The organism is Alteromonas gilva, assembly GCF_028595265.1.
Classification (GTDB): domain Bacteria; phylum Pseudomonadota; class Gammaproteobacteria; order Enterobacterales; family Alteromonadaceae; genus Alteromonas; species Alteromonas gilva.
Genome location: NZ_JAQQXP010000001.1, coordinates 1,002,273 through 1,019,458 on the forward strand (window position 1 = coordinate 1,002,273; position 17,186 = coordinate 1,019,458).

General features: G+C 48.9%; 12 protein-coding genes. 6 read left to right on the forward strand and 6 right to left on the reverse strand.

Annotated elements, in window-relative coordinates:
• Positions 1–59 precede the first annotated feature (59 nt).
• The 3 genes from OIK42_RS04450 to OIK42_RS04460 all read right to left on the reverse strand — a co-directional run bounded on the left by OIK42_RS04450 (position 60) and on the right by OIK42_RS04460 (position 3,948).
• Positions 60–1,166: an HmuY family protein gene (locus tag OIK42_RS04450; RefSeq protein ID WP_273638667.1), complete on the reverse strand. Its 1,107-nt coding sequence runs from the start codon at positions 1,164–1,166 to the stop codon at positions 60–62.
• Positions 1,167–1,181: 15 nt separating this feature from the next.
• Complete coding sequence (locus OIK42_RS04455) at positions 1,182–3,050, reverse strand: TonB-dependent receptor plug domain-containing protein (protein ID WP_273638669.1); 1,869 nt, start codon at positions 3,048–3,050, stop codon at positions 1,182–1,184.
• Between the two features lie 382 nt (positions 3,051–3,432).
• The gene (locus tag OIK42_RS04460) at positions 3,433–3,948 is read right to left on the reverse strand and encodes a hypothetical protein (protein ID WP_273638671.1); all 516 of its coding nucleotides are present in this window, start codon (positions 3,946–3,948) and stop codon (positions 3,433–3,435) included.
• A gap of 228 nt (positions 3,949–4,176) precedes the next feature.
• Here OIK42_RS04460 and OIK42_RS04465 point away from each other — a divergent pair, with 228 nt between their 5' ends.
• The 4 genes from OIK42_RS04465 (at position 4,177) to lysC (ending at position 10,024) form a co-directional block, all read left to right on the forward strand.
• The gene (locus OIK42_RS04465; RefSeq protein ID WP_273638672.1) at positions 4,177–5,301 is read left to right on the forward strand and encodes a PQQ-dependent sugar dehydrogenase; all 1,125 of its coding nucleotides are present in this window, start codon (positions 4,177–4,179) and stop codon (positions 5,299–5,301) included.
• 195 nt (positions 5,302–5,496) lie between these two features.
• The gene (gene acnB / locus OIK42_RS04470; RefSeq protein ID WP_273638674.1) at positions 5,497–8,109 is read left to right on the forward strand and encodes a bifunctional aconitate hydratase 2/2-methylisocitrate dehydratase; all 2,613 of its coding nucleotides are present in this window, start codon (positions 5,497–5,499) and stop codon (positions 8,107–8,109) included.
• A gap of 73 nt (positions 8,110–8,182) precedes the next feature.
• Positions 8,183–8,635: a DUF192 domain-containing protein gene (locus OIK42_RS04475; protein ID WP_273638676.1), complete on the forward strand. Its 453-nt coding sequence runs from the start codon at positions 8,183–8,185 to the stop codon at positions 8,633–8,635.
• 36 nt (positions 8,636–8,671) lie between these two features.
• Entirely contained in the window at positions 8,672–10,024 is a 1,353-nt protein-coding gene (gene lysC, locus OIK42_RS04480) for a lysine-sensitive aspartokinase 3 (RefSeq protein ID WP_273638678.1), read from the forward strand.
• 77 nt (positions 10,025–10,101) lie between these two features.
• Here the strand turns inward: lysC and OIK42_RS04485 are convergent, their stop codons facing one another.
• On the reverse strand, positions 10,102–11,775 hold the full coding sequence (locus tag OIK42_RS04485) for a sensor domain-containing diguanylate cyclase (RefSeq protein WP_273638680.1): 1,674 nt from the start codon (positions 11,773–11,775) through the stop codon (positions 10,102–10,104).
• Complete coding sequence (locus OIK42_RS04490) at positions 11,768–13,291, reverse strand: bifunctional metallophosphatase/5'-nucleotidase (protein ID WP_273638682.1); 1,524 nt, start codon at positions 13,289–13,291, stop codon at positions 11,768–11,770. The genes OIK42_RS04485 and OIK42_RS04490 overlap by 8 nt, the downstream gene beginning before the upstream one ends.
• Before the next feature lie 251 nt (positions 13,292–13,542).
• Between OIK42_RS04490 and arfB the strand changes: the two genes are divergently transcribed.
• Positions 13,543–13,959 (forward strand): alternative ribosome rescue aminoacyl-tRNA hydrolase ArfB, encoded by a 417-nt coding sequence (gene arfB / locus OIK42_RS04495; RefSeq protein ID WP_273638684.1) that lies wholly within the window; start codon positions 13,543–13,545, stop codon positions 13,957–13,959.
• Between the two features lie 25 nt (positions 13,960–13,984).
• On the opposite strand, the gene OIK42_RS04500 is transcribed toward arfB, so the two are convergent.
• Positions 13,985–15,148 carry a sialidase family protein gene (locus tag OIK42_RS04500; RefSeq protein ID WP_273638686.1) on the reverse strand — a complete coding sequence of 388 codons (1,164 nt, stop codon included), beginning with the start codon at positions 15,146–15,148 and terminating at the stop codon, positions 13,985–13,987.
• 256 nt (positions 15,149–15,404) lie between these two features.
• Between OIK42_RS04500 and OIK42_RS04505 the strand changes: the two genes are divergently transcribed.
• Positions 15,405–17,096 carry an alkaline phosphatase D family protein gene (locus OIK42_RS04505; protein ID WP_273638687.1) on the forward strand — a complete coding sequence of 564 codons (1,692 nt, stop codon included), beginning with the start codon at positions 15,405–15,407 and terminating at the stop codon, positions 17,094–17,096.
• Positions 17,097–17,186 lie beyond the last annotated feature (90 nt).

Genomic DNA, 17,186 nt, shown 5'->3' on the forward strand with positions numbered 1-17,186 from the left:
TGTGCTCCTGGTAGCAGGCTGGATACAGTGTGTAGTCAGCCTGTCAGACGGTACAAAGATTACTGAGCGGCTAGCAGATCGGCTCTCACGCTGTAACTACCAGAGGTTCCGGCATCATCGTAGTAACTGGTAATCTGAAATTTATAGGTATTGTCACCGGCCTTAATCAGATACACACTAAACTGCGAGTACAATAGATGCGTGGTGGAGTCGTAGAAGTACCACGGCGTTTCATCAAAGGCATATTCGGTATATGTATCAGGGGTAAAGCCCATGAAGGGGGCAGCTTGTGAATCAATACCAGCGTAGGTCTGGCCATCGGTTCTTATCACCGTCGCGTCATCAGCGAGGGTCAGCTCGAATTCAGCCCCGCCATCACCGCAGCTAATTATAAGATCCCAGTCCTCAGCGACGGTGGCGGTAGTTTGGGTATCAAAATCAATGTAAGTGTGGTTGCCGCATGCCTCGGTTTGCAGCGTTAACTCTATCTCATCTGCAAATTCAGACTGACCGTCCAGCATGCTTTGATGCGCGATAGCCAGGGTGATTTCTGCGATAAGGTTGCCGGTCGTCTGTATATCCGTCACCCGAAAGCGAGTGAAGTTACTGTCAGAATTGACAATATAATAGACATCGTCAGCGGCCGTTACAGTATGTGTCGTCATATCATAGTGGTAGAAGCTGTCACCGATAACCGCGCCTTGCTCGTCGGTGGTAAATGCTTCAGGTGGCGGCGCATCGGCCAGCGTAACCGCCTCATAGTCAGCCAGTTCAGACTCTGCGGTAGCGGCCAAAAACAGTTCGGCAACAGGATTACCGTCGGCATCATAAAAGTCACTGTTGTTGGCCGTCTTAAACATACTGACGGGGGTTTCTTGAGAGGTGTTTAACCATATTTTGGTGCGCTGAAAGGCGATATCCCAGGTTGTGTCAGTCGCGGCTTCTGCCGTCGTTAAAGCCACAGTGGACTGACTATCCAGATCAAAGTAAACCGTCTCTGGCTCGCTACTGGTGCCGGTGCTAAACGGCCCGTAAATTTGCCCTTCAGCAGGGGAGGTCGGCGTTTCTGGTGTCTCTGGCTGTTCGGGACTGGAAGATGAGCTGCCGCCGCAGCCTGTTAACGTCAGAATGGTCGCAAGCGTAAGTATAGTGACACGATAATTCATGGTTTCTCCTGAAAGTTAAAATTGATAAGTGCTGGTTAGCACAACCCGGCGACTCGTGAGGCCGCGGGCATCGAAAAGTCCCTGCTGGGTATATTGCGAGGACTGGTGTTGGTCGAACATGTTTTCGACCCCGAGTTGCCATCGCCAATGAGCAGTTAGCTGTTGAGAAAACTGACCGTTGAGTGATACTGAATCGTTGGTATGAATGCCGGTAAAGCTGTTGTCAGGTGCTTCATCAAAGGTCCCTACGGCATAGAGTTGTAAGTCGGCATTGATGGTGGAAAAATGGTAAGTGCCCGATAGTTTAAGCAGGTGACGGGGGCGTTCACTTAATCGTTCATCGTCATTATTTTGGGCGTCGAGGTATTGATAATTAAGTTGCAGCTGCCATTGGTTGTTCTGCGCTGTCAGAGCATAATCAAATCCCTGCAAACTTGCTTTGGCAATATTGGTATATACATACACATCCATGCCGGCCTCAGCGGAGCGGTCTGCTGAGGCGATGGTGTCGATAAAGTCATTGGCGCGGGTATAGTGAAGGTTGATATCGCTGGTCAACTGCCAATCGCTGTGCCACTGAGATTGCCATTGCAATCCGGCCGTCACATTACTGGCGGTTTCGGGTACCAGTTGGTTATTGCCTACAATCATGTAACCTAAATTACTATGGTCGAAAATGTAGTAGCGTTCTTTTAAATTCGGTACCCGGTAGCTTTGGCCTATGCCGAATCGCAGTTGCCAGTTGTTAGCCTTTGTTGGAGGGGTATAGCTAATGCTGCCGCGCCAGGCCTGATGCCAGCCAAAGTCACTGTCGTACTGGATACGACTGCCGAGGAGTCCTTGTAGCGACTGCCAGGAGGTATTGACCTGAGCGTATGATTCTACTGACTGGCGTTCGGCGTTATCAACTTCAACCGTGCCTGTGGCCAGATTTTGCTGATCAAGTTGATCCTGGTGAACGGTAACCCCGGCAATCCATTCATTGTTCCCCATCCAGACACGCTGGGCGTCGATCTCCTGCATAGAGATAGTGGTATCGCGTAGACCATTACTATTACCACTGGTTTCACTATGACCTAGCAACCGGGTGTTAATCTGCCAGTCGTTATCGTGAGCAAGTATTATATCTTGCTGCCATTGCCTGACTGTGGATAAATAATTGAGCGTGGCAGATTGCCCTGGGAGCCGTGATAGTACCTTGAATCGACTTTCATCCAGCCAGCGACTTTTCGTCGACACCGTTACCGATGAAAACTGTCGTTTAAGGTCGAGGTGAATAAAGGTCTTGTCGCTGGCAACGCCTTGTTGTAGCGCGCTGTGCTGATTGTATTTAAAGCCAGGATCATCGATATACTGCACATTAAGACTACTATGCCAGCCGCTGAGCTTATCACTGGCCTGCAAACGGTATAGCTGGCCCCACTCATCTTCGATGGCGTTGTCGGCATAGGAGCTCAGTTCTGCCGTAAGGCTAACGGTTCTCTCCTGCGGCGTGTAGGTGATAATGTTGATGACGCCGCCCATGGCCGAGCTACCGTAGAGTACTGATGCCGCGCCGCGAACAATTTCTATTTGTTTAATGTTATTAACACTAATTTGGTCAATATCAACGGCTGAGCCCGTCGGTGCCACTAAGGGTTGCCCATCCATTAGCACCAGCACCCTGTCGGCACTAAAGCCTTGTAACTGTATGGTATAACCTTCTTTGCGGTTGCGTGTAACAACCACACCAGGCATCACATCGAGTAACTGTTTCAGAGTACCTCGCGACAAGCGTTCGATTGTAGCCTGGTTGATAATATCGACTTTAACTGGCGAGCTATACAAGTGTTTGGGTGTGCGTGTGCCGGTTACCACGATGGTTTCGGTATTATCCTCTGGCAAGGGTGAGTGTGCTTCCGCTGCTTGAAGAGTCAGGCACCATAAAACACAGACCAGCTGATTGGTAAAAGGTAGCTTAAGAGATAAAGGTAAACGCATACTTTTGAATGAAAATCTAAATATAAATGATAACTATTATCATTTATATTATAGAAGTGATGTGGTCGCATCAAGAACAAATCCTGTTTTTTATGATGAGCTTGTTACGAGCGCAGTCAGTGGGAAGCTAAATATAGCGAAGAAGACTGGCTACGGTAGGTTTTTGAAATACAACAGCGGGAGCAGTGATTTTTGATTACGACTTTTGTTTACGGCCTTTATTTACATTGACGCGCCGCGGTAAGTAACAGTGCTGCAAACGACGCTAAATTGACTAAAGAAGGCTTCACAGCAGCGCATTCTGACGTGGCCGCTGAACAATCCAGCGTGCGACATCCTGACGCAGAAACTTATACAGTAACCCGCCTATGCCGCCTGCAAGCGCTTGCCATATTTGCGCCGGCAGAGAACGTGTGCCAGCGATCAGGGTAACATCCATAATAGGATGCATCACGGCGAGCATGGCTAACATGGCGACAGCGCCTGCGAGCGGGTGTAACCAATTGCTGCGAAGCTTCAATGCATGGCCGAGCCGGCCACTTATAAGCAGTGCAATAGCGAGCGAGGCGAGAATCGCGGAACCATATTTTGGCAGTAGTCCCCACCAGTCGAGCACCATATGTTTAAGCCATAAGTTACCATTAATATTGACACCTAACGCGCTAAGTTCGAGGAGTACAAACTGGGATTGTGAAAGGCTGGCAATGGTATAAGTTGCCAGCCATGCAATCAGCAGCGCCCCGACTTTGGTGAAAGGACTAATATCTGATGAAACTTCGTAAACCATTTCATTTGTCGACATGGAACATCTCTCAAACTACATTGCTATAAACAGTAAAATAACGCTAAACGGCAGGCATGGTGACACTTCGATATTCACCCGCCATCTTGCGATGATAACAACATTACTTGCAATAAAGCGCAACACAAATCGTATAATTTCATGCTAAGCTGCACAGTACAAGTTGTTGATAGTCAGATAGGTATGATCAAAGCGTTACAGCGACAGAGTGCATGTATAGCAGGTTTAGTGTTGGCAGTTAAAATACTGTTGTTATCGCCTGTTTATGCTGATGTTCCACCTGTGCTTACGGGTAATTTTCATCAAACCCAGATCGCCGGGTACTTAACAAATCCCTGGGCTGTCGTGGAGAACCCATTAGGCGGCTGGCTGATAACTGAACGCAGCGGTATTATCGTCGAATATACCCATGCCGGGGAGCGTCAGGAAATCCCGCTGGAAATTAAAGATCTCTATGTTGACGGCCAGGGTGGCTTGCTCGACATCGTGCTCAGTGATGATTTTATTGAATCGCGCAGAGTTTATCTGAGTTATGCGATTGGCACTGCGCAGAGCAATTACCTGGCCTTTGGCACCACAAGGTTAATCGGCGATAACCCCACAGTCACAACGCTTTTTAAAGTCAGCAGCGGCAAGGACACGCCGGTCCATTTTGGCGGTCGTTTGTTGAAAATGCCAGATAACAGCTGGTTGTTAACCAGTGGCGATGGCTTTGATTACCGCGAACAGGCGCAACGTAAACAGAGTCACTTAGGCAAGGTGCTGCGCTTTAACACTGACGGTACACCGCATAAGGACAATCCGTTTTATAGCGCTGAACACACCCCCGCAAGTTATATTTACACGCTCGGTCATCGCAACCCGCAGGGTTTAGTGCGTGATCCTTCAACTGGCAAAATCTGGTTAAATGAGCATGGTCCGGCGGGTGGCGACGAAATCAACTTATTAAGCCCTGGCAATAACTATGGCTGGCCGGTTGTTACCCTGGGTGAAGACTATTCAGGGGCGCAAATTACGCCCTTTGACAAATATCCGGGCATGACCGATCCGCTCCTGAACTGGACCCCCTCCATTGCGCCTTCATCCATGGTGGTGTATCAGGATGATTTGTTTACGGAACTGAATAATCACCTGTTAGTGAGCAGCCTTAAAGATAAGGCACTGTATGCCGTGGCATTGGACCAAAATCCCATGTCGGCGGTGCAAATCTTTGCTACTATAAATGAACGTTTACGCGACGTGATTGTGGGGCGTGACGGGGCAATCTATGTATTGACCGACGGTGAACGCGGTCGGCTCATGCGCTTTTCGCCGTTACGCGATGAAGGGGTCCCGGAACACAGTTTGCGGTAGTCTGCTTTTCTTTTTATTGCTAACCCCGTCAGAAGCAGAAAACGTTAATAGTCTGCCTGAATAGCGGCTATAAACGTGCGAAAGTGCATAAACATTCAAATTTATTATATATGCCGTTATAATTCCGGCGTTTAAATAGTCACTTCCTGCTCCAAGACCGTCAAATTATGCAGGAATAACCATGAGGAAAACATCGTGTTAGAAGATTATCGCAAACACGTAGAAGAGCGTGCTGCCGAAGGAATTCCACCAAAACCGTTGAATGCGGAACAGGTAGCTGGATTAGTCGAATTACTGAAAAATCCACCTGCCGGTGAAGAAGCATTTCTGCTTGAACTGCTTTCTGAGCGAGTACCTCCTGGTGTAGACGAAGCCGCTTATGTTAAAGCGGGCTTCTTAAGCGCAATTGTTAAAGGTGAAGACACCAGCCCGTTGATCAGCAAAGAAAAGGGTGTTGAATTACTGGGCAACATGCACGGTGGTTATAACATTATCACGCTGGTTGAGTTACTTGACGATGAAGCCCTGGCGCCACTGGCTGCAAAAGAACTCAAGCATACCTTACTGATGTTTGATGCCTTCCACGACGTGGAAGAAAAACACAAAGCAGGAAATGCCATCGCCACCGACGTAATCAAGTCGTGGGCCGAGGCAGAATGGTTTACGTCGCGTCCTACCCTGGCTGACAAAATCACCTATTCAGTGTTTAAAGTTACCGGTGAAACTAACACCGATGACTTGTCTCCGGCACCTGATGCATGGTCTCGCCCGGATATTCCGTTGCACGCCCTGGCCGCTTATAAAATGACCCGTGATGGCCTGGAGCCAGAAGAGCACGGCGTTAAAGGCCCGATGAAGCAAATTGAAGAGGTTAAAGCAAAAGGCCATCCGGTCGCCTTCGTGGGTGACGTTGTGGGTACAGGGTCTTCGCGTAAGTCGGCGACTAACTCAGTATTGTGGTTCTTTGGTGAAGATTTGCCAGGCGTGCCGAACAAGCGCGGTGGTGGTGTGTGTATTGGTAGCAAAGTGGCACCCATCTTCTTTAACACCATGGAAGACGCCGGTGCGTTGGTTTTTGAAGCCGACGTAGAAAAAATGAACATGGGTGATGTCATCGATATCTACCCGTATGAAGGTAAAATAACCAACAGCGAAACCGGTGAAGTGCTGGCAGAGTACAGCTACAAGTCTAAGGTTATCCTTGACGAAGTGCGCGCTGGTGGTCGTATCAACCTGATCATTGGTCGTGGCTTAACCGACAAAGCCCGTGAGGCATTGGGTCTTGGCCCAACTGACTTATTCCGTACGCCTGAACAGCCTGCCGACAGCGGTAAGGGCTTCTCTTTAGCGCAGAAAATGGTGGGTAAAGCCTGTGGTGTTGACGGTATCCGCCCTGGCACCTACTGTGAGCCAAAAATGACCACGGTGGGATCTCAGGATACCACGGGTCCTATGACGCGTGATGAGCTTAAAGATCTGGCGTGTTTGGGCTTTACCGCCGATTTAACCATGCAATCTTTCTGTCACACGGCGGCATATCCTAAGCCGGTTGATATCGACACCCAGCATACGCTGCCAGACTTTATTATGAACCGTGGCGGTGTAAGTTTACGTCCGGGCGACGGTATCATTCACAGCTGGTTAAACCGTATGCTGCTGCCTGATACGGTGGGCACTGGCGGTGATTCTCATACACGTTTCCCGCTGGGTATTTCATTCCCGGCTGGCTCTGGTCTGGTTGCTTTCGCAGCCGCCACAGGCGTTATGCCGCTGGATATGCCTGAGTCAATTCTGGTGCGCTTTAAAGGCAAACGTCAGCCTGGTATCACCTTACGTGATTTGGTACACGCTATTCCGCTGTACGGTATTAAGCAAGGTCTGCTAACAGTTGAGAAGAAAGGTAAAATCAACCAGTTCTCAGGTCGAATCCTGGAAATCGAAGGTCTGGAAGACTTAACTGTAGAGCAGGCGTTTGAATTGTCTGATGCGTCAGCGGAGCGTTCTGCAGCCGGTTGTACTATCAACCTTTCTGAAGAATCCATTGCCGAATACCTGCGCTCTAACGTGACCATGTTACGCTGGATGATCAACGAAGGTTACGGCGATCCGCGTACGCTTGAGCGCCGTGCGCAGAAGATGGAAGAATGGCTGGCAAACCCAAGCCTGATGCGTGCCGACGCTGATGCGGAATACGCAGAAGTGATCGAGATTGACCTGTCTGAAATCAAAGAGCCAATTGTATGCTGCCCCAACGATCCGGATGATGCCAAAACATTATCTGAAGTCGCTGGCGACCATGTCGATGAGGTGTTCATCGGTTCTTGTATGACGAACATTGGTCACTTCCGTGCTGCTGGTAAACTGCTGGATAACTACGGTAAGACACTGCCAACCCGTTTGTGGATTTCTCCACCTACTAAGATGGATAAAGCCCAGTTGATGGAAGAGGGCTACTACAACATCTACGGCCGTGTAGGCGTACGTACCGAAATGCCCGGGTGTTCATTGTGCATGGGTAACCAGGCACGTGTAGACGCTGGCGCGACGGTGCTTTCTACCTCTACCCGTAACTTCCCGAACCGCTTGGGTGATGGCGCCAATGTGTATCTGACCTCTGCAGAACTGGCGGCGGTTGGTGCAATTGTTGGCCGTATTCCTACTGCCGAAGAATATATGGAATATGCAGGTAAAATCGACTCAATGGCAGCCGATGTTTACCGCTACCTGAACTTCGACAAAATGGACAGTTTCAAGAAAGCGGAAGAAGAAGCCAAAGCAAACATCATTCCGACGTTGAATGTTGCCTGACTTAGCATATAAACTAGCAAGCCGGGCACCGTGAGGGCCCGGCTTTTTTTATGCTTAAGTTAAAGGAAAAAAAATGAAAACTCGCAATATAATAAAATCAAAATTCATCGCTGCCATCGTGCTGCTTGGTAGTTTGCTATTAGGCATCTGCAATGTCAGCGCTGTCGAATTTGAGAAAGCGCGAGTCACAGTCAAAGACATAAACCTCGAAGTAGAATACGCCAAAACTTTTGAACAGCGCGTTCAGGGTCTGATGTTTCGTAAAACATTGTGTAGTAGCTGCGGTATGTTGTTTAAGTTTGACCCGGAAAAACAAGCCAGTATGTGGATGAAGAATACGTTTATTCCACTGGATGTGGCATTTATCGACAGAAACGGCGTAATCACTGATATTAAACCGCTGCAGCCTCAGGACCTGACATCTGTTGGCGCGTCAACGTTGGTGAGGTACGCACTCGAAATGAATCAAGGCTGGTTTGCCGAGCATGATATTCATGTTGGCGATCAGTTTACTGTCAATCCATAACGCTGAGTCACAATCAGCGGATATACGGAGAACAACGTGAGCAACAACCCGTTAACTATTGCAAAATTCGGCGGCACCAGTGTTGCCAATTATACAGCGATGCAAAATTGTGCGCGCATAGTTGCGTCAAACCCCGGCACACGCATTGTTGTAGTCAGCGCTTCGGCCGGTGTCACCAATCACTTAGTCAGTCTGGCCTATACGGCGCTGACCCAGGAGCAGATTGCTGAAATATGTCAGTCGATTACCGATATTGAGCACGCCATACTCAAAGAACTGAAAGATCAGGCCAGCGTAAAGCCTAAGCTCGATGATTTACTGGAGGAAGTGAGCAATCTGGCGTTTCATGAGGAAATACTGCACCGCGCGGATCTGAAGGATCAGTTGCTTTCGATGGGCGAGCGCATGTCATCACTGATGTTCAGTGCCGTGCTGGCCGAAGAAAATGTTGCGACCATTAATTTTGATGTGCGTAAGGTGTTACACACCGACAGTGAATTCGGCGCGGCGGCACCTCAGCTAGAGGCTATTGCAGATAGTGCTAACCAATTATTAAAGCCTGAGATTGACAAGGCCATTGTAGTCACCCAGGGATTCGTTGGCGCCGATAGTGAAGGCCGTACTACTACGCTGGGTCGTGGTGGTTCAGACTTTACTGCGGCGCTGCTCGCCGAAGCGGTTGGCGCTGAGGTTTGTGAAATATGGACCGATGTTACCGGTGTGTATACCACCGATCCGCGTATCACCGCTGCCGCCCATCCATTGCCTGAATTAAGTTTTGAAGAAGCTGCCGAGATGGCCACATTTGGTGCCAAGGTATTGCACCCGGCAACCATGGAGCCAGCGGTACGTAAAGATATCAAGGTTTTTGTCGGTTCCAGCAAAGAACCAGCAAAAGGGGGCACCTGGATTGTCAGGGATTGTCAGCATGAGCCGTCCTACCGCGCTATTACACGCCGTAAAGAGCAGGTCATGGTGACAGTTAAAACACCCAAGATGATGTACGCTCAGGGCTTTTTGCAACAGGTGTTTGCGATCATTGCTAAGCATAAGCTGAGTGTTGATTTGGTCACTACCTCTGAGATATCGGTGGCTTTTACCCTGGACAATCCAGCGAATTCTGTAGCCCAGCGGTTAAATCGTGAAACCATTGCTGAGCTGGAAACCATTTGCGACGTGACAGTAGAGCACGGGTTTGATTTGGTTACCGTAGTGGGTAATCACATGCAAACCGGTAAAGGGGTGTCGAGTAAGATTTTTGCTGCGGTGTCTGACTACAATTTACGTATGATTTGCTTTGGTGCTAACCCACATAATATTTCGTTACTGGTGAATGAAGCAGACAGCAGTGAAATTGTCACCGTATTGCATAAAGCGTTGTTTGAATAAACGCTATATACCGCGATAGGTGAGTAACCTCGGTCAAAGCGCTTGTGGTATGGTTACCGGAAGCGCTTGGCACCGTTTTATTGTGGTAGCGGGGGGGCATATTTCACCCAGCAATTGCGTCCGCGTCGTTTAGCTAAATACAGTGCTTCATCCGCTTCTTCGATAGAGGGCGGGATCAGCATACCGTTAATTTCCTGACTGCGTGTTAAGCCAATACTAATGGTGACATGATCAGCAACGCCGCTGTAGTCGTGCGGGATCTGGGCATTTTTGAAGGCGTCCAGAATTTGCTCTGCAACGAACTCCGCACCGTTTTGCGAGGTATCAGGCAGGAGAATGGCGAATTCTTCGCCCCCGTAGCGGGCTATCACATCGGTTTTGCGTGGCAACTGTGACTTCAATAAGTCTGCGACCTGTTTTAAACAGCGATCCCCTTCACTATGACCATAGTTATCGTTGTATTGTTTAAAGTAATCGACATCAAGTAATAAAATCGCTAAGGGAGTGCGCTGCCGTGAAGCCATGGAGAGTGCCTGATGATAGCGCTCGTCAAAAGCGCGCCGGTTTGCAATGCCGGTCAGCGCATCGTTCATACTCATTTCTTCAAGCGTTTCTTTTTGTAATTCAATGGTATGAGCAAACTGCTCAAAGCTCTTCGCGAGCTCTGTTATTTCATCATTGCCAGACACTGTAATCACCTGATTATGGTCGCCAGCTCGCTGTAACACCTGGTTTCTGAGCGTTTTTAGCCGCCTGACAACAAAGCGGTGAATAAACACCGCAAAGCCAATATAAGCCAGCAGTACCACAAAGAAAATCGAGCTAACTTGTTTTATCTGACGCTTTACTAACAAGGTGGTATCCGCTGCGCGCGCAAGTACTGCTTCATTGAGTTGGTGCGACTCAAACTCATTTAACCGCGCATAATCGGTAATTAAATTGCGCACTAAATTACTTCTGCCTTGCACTCTACCAAGAATTTTAAGTTGCGATTGACGCAGTGCTACAAGGCCTTTGTCAGGGGCCAGAACAATCTCTTCAAACCGTTGAATTTTGGCATGTATGTTTTCTTTTTTGGCAACCGGGTTGTTCTTTGTCAGCGCTGACATCGCGACAATTTGACGGCTTAAGCGTTGCTGTTGCTGACGAATCAGGCTGAGTTGATCCAAAGTCAGTAACTCGCCGGCCAGTATCACCGCATTAGCAAAGTCCATTTGCCAGTGCGGATGCTCAGGCGCAGAGGATAGCAATACAGGCAGTGTTTGTATTTCGTCGAATAAGGCATAAAGGTGCATCTGCTGACGTAGAATATCGTTATTTACTTCAATTTTTTGTATCACTAAGCTATTGAGTTCGTCGAGTTCACGCTTAATCGATGCTACCTGGACAAGAACGTAGTTACCGTTTTGCGGCATTACGCCGGTATAATCACTGCCCGAAAACTGCTGGTCTATTGCCTTTAATGCAATACGTCGCATGGCTTCAGAATTAGCCATTGAAAGCTGTTCGGTTACCGATAACAACAGGTTCATTTGCGCGTAGAGTTGCCCGGCGTTAATCACGCTCGGCAACGACTCTGACGTAATTGAGGTTAACGTCTCCTCAAAAGATTTAAGCTTTAGCAGGGTGATCAGTGCCAGCACGGCAATGGCACCAATTAGCGTGACCAGGCTGATATTAATAATAGTGGCCAGTGAATATAGCCGTTTACTGGTATTCAGCGCCTTGGTGCGAGAGGGCTGCTCAGTCATAATTATTGGTATCGCTAGTATTTGAAGAAATAGCGATGCGTCCACCTGATGGCGCATAAAGCTGCTGCTGACGCTTGAATACACTGATGACTATGTCCACTATCAGTGGCGTAACTTGCTGACTAAAGGGCACTTCTTCTGCCTCTTTTATACTCTCATAGCCATCACCACCGCCGGCCAGAAAATCCGACGTTGCCAGTGTATATACCGCTGTTTTGCTAACGGGCTCGCTGTTAACTAACAGATGCTTCACACGCTGTCCCGGCGGTTCACTAAGGTCAACGGTAAACTGCATGCCTGATACGTGCGGGAAACGCCCGGATACGCTTTCAATTTCACTGACTCCATTTTCTAACGCTGCTAACAGTTGTTGCCCGGTAATCTTCAGTACTCTTATATGGCTGCGAAAGGGCAGTTCGGAGGTCACATCTTCACGCGTTAATTTATGTCCTGCCTGATACTGACGCTCGCCGCGAATTGCACCACCGTTGATGATGGCAACATCAGAATGGCTGGCCTCACGCAGTGCATCGCTTATTAGGCTCGCGAAGGCGTTTTCAGATGTGCGCACTGCATAACGTTGCGTATTCATTGCGGTGTTAAGAACCGCTACTTCCTCTTTGAGTAATGCCGAAATTCGCTTTGTGTAAGCGTTAATTTGCTGCGCGATGGCGGGCTCTTCGGGCAGGCTGTTTAAAGGCACCTGATCAACGTTGAGGGAAACATCCGCGGCGGTATCTGACTGCCAGGACAAAGACAGCACCGCAGCAGTACTTCGTTGCGTCACAAAGACATAACCCGGCGATGTATCTGCCATCAGCGTATTGGATTGGTCGAAATGAGGATCGGTCCTTAACACCAAATCGATAGTTGAATCCTCAAGCATCTGGTTCAAAAACGGGTGGTCGTTTGACACCATCAGCACGATAATATCTGCCCCTGACTCACGCATTTGCCGGGCTTGCTCGTAGAATACATCAGGGGCATCATTGACTTGTAAGCGGGTTAACCTGAACTCAGCAATCACCGACTCATGGAGAGCCACAATAACGCCTACCTTAACGTTATTCTGGTTGATAATGAGCTGTTCCCTGAGGCCATCGACATTTCCCTGGGTGGCCGGGTCATACGCATTGCTTAAGATGATCGGAAACGCCGCCTCGTAGGCGCGCAGTGATAATTCATCTTCAAAAAAACTGAACTCGCGTTTAGCAACCGCCATGGCGTCGGGTTCAAGGCTGTTAAGCACATCAATAACGTGCGCACCACGATCAAGTGATGACAACAGACTGGGCGCTAAGCTGGCACCGCCAAACAAAAATACGGTTGGCTGCTCGTCACGGCTGCGCTTTAGTAAGGTAGCAAGCTGGGCGTAGTTGCCATTGGGATCATCAATAAGCGGCATTTCGGCAGCATAAATCAGCGTTAAATTACGTGTCGCGCCAATTACCGACGTGGCAACTACGGCTGATAAAAATATCAATAACAATGATGACCCACGTATCAAACAAAGCACTGTTGTGGTTCCTGGTCTGCTGTTGTCTACCAATATAACAGATAATAGTGCGGTTACATTATAATCAGGCGCGGAGTCTGTCTAATAAAAAACCATCAGGGGCTTTTTTCGACCGCAGCGAGGACTGCGCTTGATCTGTACTGCATATGAGGACTTTGCATGTCTGGCATCCTGGGACTATGAATAAAGTGGCCATCACGATAGTATTGCGCTGTAACAGCTATTCAATTGTAAGTGACAACCTAATTGCTATGATCCAAATAACTTCTGGCATTTGCCTTGCCTACAGCGAAATTGATCTTCAGGCGATCCGCGCCCAGGGCAGTGGTGGCCAGAATGTCAACAAAGTGAGTTCGGCCATCCACTTGCGTTTTGACATACACGGTTCCTCGTTACCAGCGCAGTTCAAAGAGCGCTTGCTGGACTGCCGGGACAGTCGCCTGACGACGGAAGGCGTGATGGTCATCAAAGCGCAACAGTTTCGTACTCAGGAGCAAAACCGGGAAGACGCCATTGAGCGTCTTAAAGAGTGGATCATCAGCAATACCAAGGTGCAAAAAAAGCGTCGTGCAACGCGCGTAAGCAGAGCCGCTAAAGCGCGTCGTAAAGAAGCCAAACAAGCCAACAGCCAACGTAAGAAATTGCGTAAAAAAATCAGTTTTGACTAACGTATAGGCTGAGGCCTTCATTAACTCAGGGCACTGTTATGTTAACGGTTATAATGCCTCCCCTGGTGGTGCCGAAGTGGACCTGGTTGGCGTCAGGGTCTGCCCACTCCATACTTCTTACTCCACCGAAAATGGCATCGCCATCGTAATTTTTCCACTCAAACTCTTGCCAACTTTCGCCTCTATCAAGACTAACTTCAACAATGAAGGGTTGCGGATTTTCAAAGTTTTTGTTCCATCCGGCTGTGACCCAAAAATCTGGTTGATCCGGGTGAATGATCAGATCAAAGTAAAATCGTGATGTGTCATTAGTGCGTAGGGCTTGCCAGGTCATGCCGTTATCGAATGTACGAATGAGTCCGCCCTCACCAGTGGCTACGAAGTCGCCTTCTTTAGCGGTAACCGGCACGATTGAGCGGATCGTAGAGGGAACCGGAAGCAGATCTTCACCTGTCACATCCATAATGGTTTCACTGCCTTCGGTATAGCTGTCGGGGTACGACGAGATAACATCGAAGCGTCTTAACAGCGGGTTTTCAATGGCGCCCTGGCCACCATAGAAGAAAATTTCGGTATTATCCACAGCCTGCTCCGGAGGAATATTAATCAGACTACGGTAGCCCCGTGCAAAGCCATTCCAGATACCACTGATTGCCTGCCAGGTTGTGCCGGCGTCAAGTGATTCGGCCAGTACCTGGGTACCCACGGCATAAAGCTTATCACCAGCGGCATTACTGGCCAGGCGATAAATGGGTTCCGGCGTCATCTCAGAGGGTTTTGCAGAGCCGCCAAAGTTATTGGTTACCGTGCTCCAGTGACTGCCCTTATCCAAACTGCGGATCAGCATCGACTGGTTGCTGTTGTCGGCCCCTACGACTGCCAGCCAATGGTCGTCTTGGACGGCGAGAAAATCCTGTATCTCCCAGCGTTGTGAAGTAACCGGTTGCCAGTTGCTACCATTAAGCAAATATAAACCACCCGAGGTTGCCGCCACGCTGAGTATTGAATTGTTAGCAGTGCTTAAGCGGGTAATTTCATTAATCGTTAACCCGGTAAGTTCTATTGAATTAATGGTGACATTAAGTTCAGCTGGCGTGGGCTCATAAGGCGGTGGATTTTCCTGACAGGCGCTCAGCAACACAAAAGATGTGAATATGAAAGCCGTTAATTGAAGTTTTGTATTAGACATCGTAAAACTCTTAAGACCTTTGTTGCGCTAAAGTACCCCACATATATCGTAATTGTCCGTTTCGTTTGATACCGGACGTCCAAAAACAGCGACACTTGATCCAAATTATGAAGTTTGTCGGAATGGTCGGGCAACAAACTGACTCTCAATACATTTTTCGCGCTGTCGTGGGCATTATTCTGGCCGCCATTTAATCGTCATAAATGCTTGTTAATATTCCATATTATCTTTTCACTCACTTTTCACCGAGCAAGTTATGGATCGTAGACAATTTATAAAATTTACTTCAGCAGCGGGCAGCAGCCTGCTTATCAGCACCGGTTTGGCGGGTTGTACCGCCACGCAATCGCTCTCATCTGACAATGTGCGTTTTACCCATGGCGTCGCCAGTGGCGACCCGCTGGCTGATGCGGTTATTATCTGGACTCGTGCTGTACCGGATACCGCCTCAACACCGGTAATTCGTTGGGAACTGGCTACCGACAGCGACTTTTCGACGATTATTGCCAGTGGCGATAGCAAAGCTGAAAAAAACCGCGACTATACGGTTAAGGTTGATGTTAAGGGCTTACAACCTGCTACGCGTTACTATTACCGTTTTCGTACTGCCAATCAGTTATCGGTTACAGGGGAAACCATGACCTTACCCTCCGGCCATGTAGAAAGCGTCAACCTTGCTGTATTTTCATGCTCTAACTATCCTGCGGGCTATTTCACCGCTTATCAACTCGCTGCCGATGACGCCAGCATTGATTATGTTTTGCATTTAGGCGATTACATTTACGAGTACTCCAGCACCGGCTACGCCACTGAGCACGCGCAAGAGATTGGTCGCACGCTGGCGGCTGATAACGAAGGTGAAATTTACACTCTTACTGACTATCGTAATCGCTATGCTACGTACCGTAATGACAACGGTTTATTGGCTTTGCACCAGCGGAAGCCGTTTATTGTTGTCTGGGACGACCATGAGATTGCTAATGACACCTACAAAGCGGGGGCCGAAAACCATACGCCTGACGAGGGCGATTTTTTTGTTCGGCGGGCTGCAGCCATTCAGGCCTATTTTGAGTGGTTGCCTATTCGTCCGCCCCTAGGTGAAAGTCAGCCGCACATCTACCGCCAGTTCCGGTTCGGCGATTTAGTGAACCTGTATATGCTCGATACGCGCGTCATTGGTCGTGATAAGCAACTTAACTACAACGATTATCGTGATGCCGATGGCAAACGCTTTGATACCGAACGGTTTAAAACCGACTTGCTTGACCCTGACCGTTCGATCATGGGTAAGACACAGGCCGACTGGTTTATCAATTCGTTAGCGTCATCGCAGAGCCAGGCTCAATGGCAAGTAGTTGGTCAACAGTTGCTGATGGCCAGAATGTTTTTTCCGAGTGCCGTCTTTACCGGCGTGCCCCGTGATCAAATCGCGGCTAATATTCAACGCCTGGCCGACTTACAGCGCCGTCAGAATACCGGAGAGGTTTTATCTGCAAAGGATACGCAAACATTGCAGGCAAAAATGGCTTACAACCTGGATGCCTGGGATGGATACCCTGTTGAGCGCGAGCGTGTGGTGCGCGCCTTTGCCGATTGTGACAAACCTGTTATTGCCCTTGCAGGTGATACGCACAATGCCTGGCACAGCCTGCTGACTACCGAAGAGGGCGAGGTTGCAGCAGTCGAATTAGGCGTATCCAGTGTCTCGTCACCCGGTATGGAGAGTTACCTGCAAATGGACGCCGACGTTGCCGGTCAGGTCGCTGAGGATTTACCTGCTTTAGTTACCGATCTGCAGTATTGCAACATGCATCAGCGCGGCTATTTAACCGTGCATTTCACGCCGCAAAAAGCCACCGCAACCTGGGTGTTTGTTGACACAATTATGCAGCCGCAGGCAAAAGTGGCCGCCACTCACCAAGCCGAAATACTGCCTGAGGCTCTCTAGCCAATACCTTGCCAGATGCTGGCAAGGTTGTCGCCTTGTCAGCGGTATCTATAATTCAGGCATTCCATCCGCTGTGAGTAATAAAAAAGC

Bases quoted from the DNA above. Each gene is read 5' to 3' on its own strand.
- OIK42_RS04450 (WP_273638667.1), bottom strand. From the start codon at position 1,166: ATGAATTATCGTGTCACTATACTTACGCTTGCGACCATTCTGACGTTA.
- OIK42_RS04460 (WP_273638671.1), bottom strand. From the start codon at position 3,948: ATGTCGACAAATGAAATGGTTTACGAAGTTTCATCAGATATTAGTCCT.
- OIK42_RS04475 (WP_273638676.1), top strand. From the start codon at position 8,183: ATGAAAACTCGCAATATAATAAAATCAAAATTCATCGCTGCCATCGTG.
- OIK42_RS04485 (WP_273638680.1), bottom strand. From the start codon at position 11,775: ATGACTGAGCAGCCCTCTCGCACCAAGGCGCTGAATACCAGTAAACGG.
- arfB (WP_273638684.1), top strand. From the start codon at position 13,543: ATGATCCAAATAACTTCTGGCATTTGCCTTGCCTACAGCGAAATTGAT.
- OIK42_RS04500 (WP_273638686.1), bottom strand. From the start codon at position 15,148: ATGTCTAATACAAAACTTCAATTAACGGCTTTCATATTCACATCTTTT.
- OIK42_RS04505 (WP_273638687.1), top strand. From the start codon at position 15,405: ATGGATCGTAGACAATTTATAAAATTTACTTCAGCAGCGGGCAGCAGC.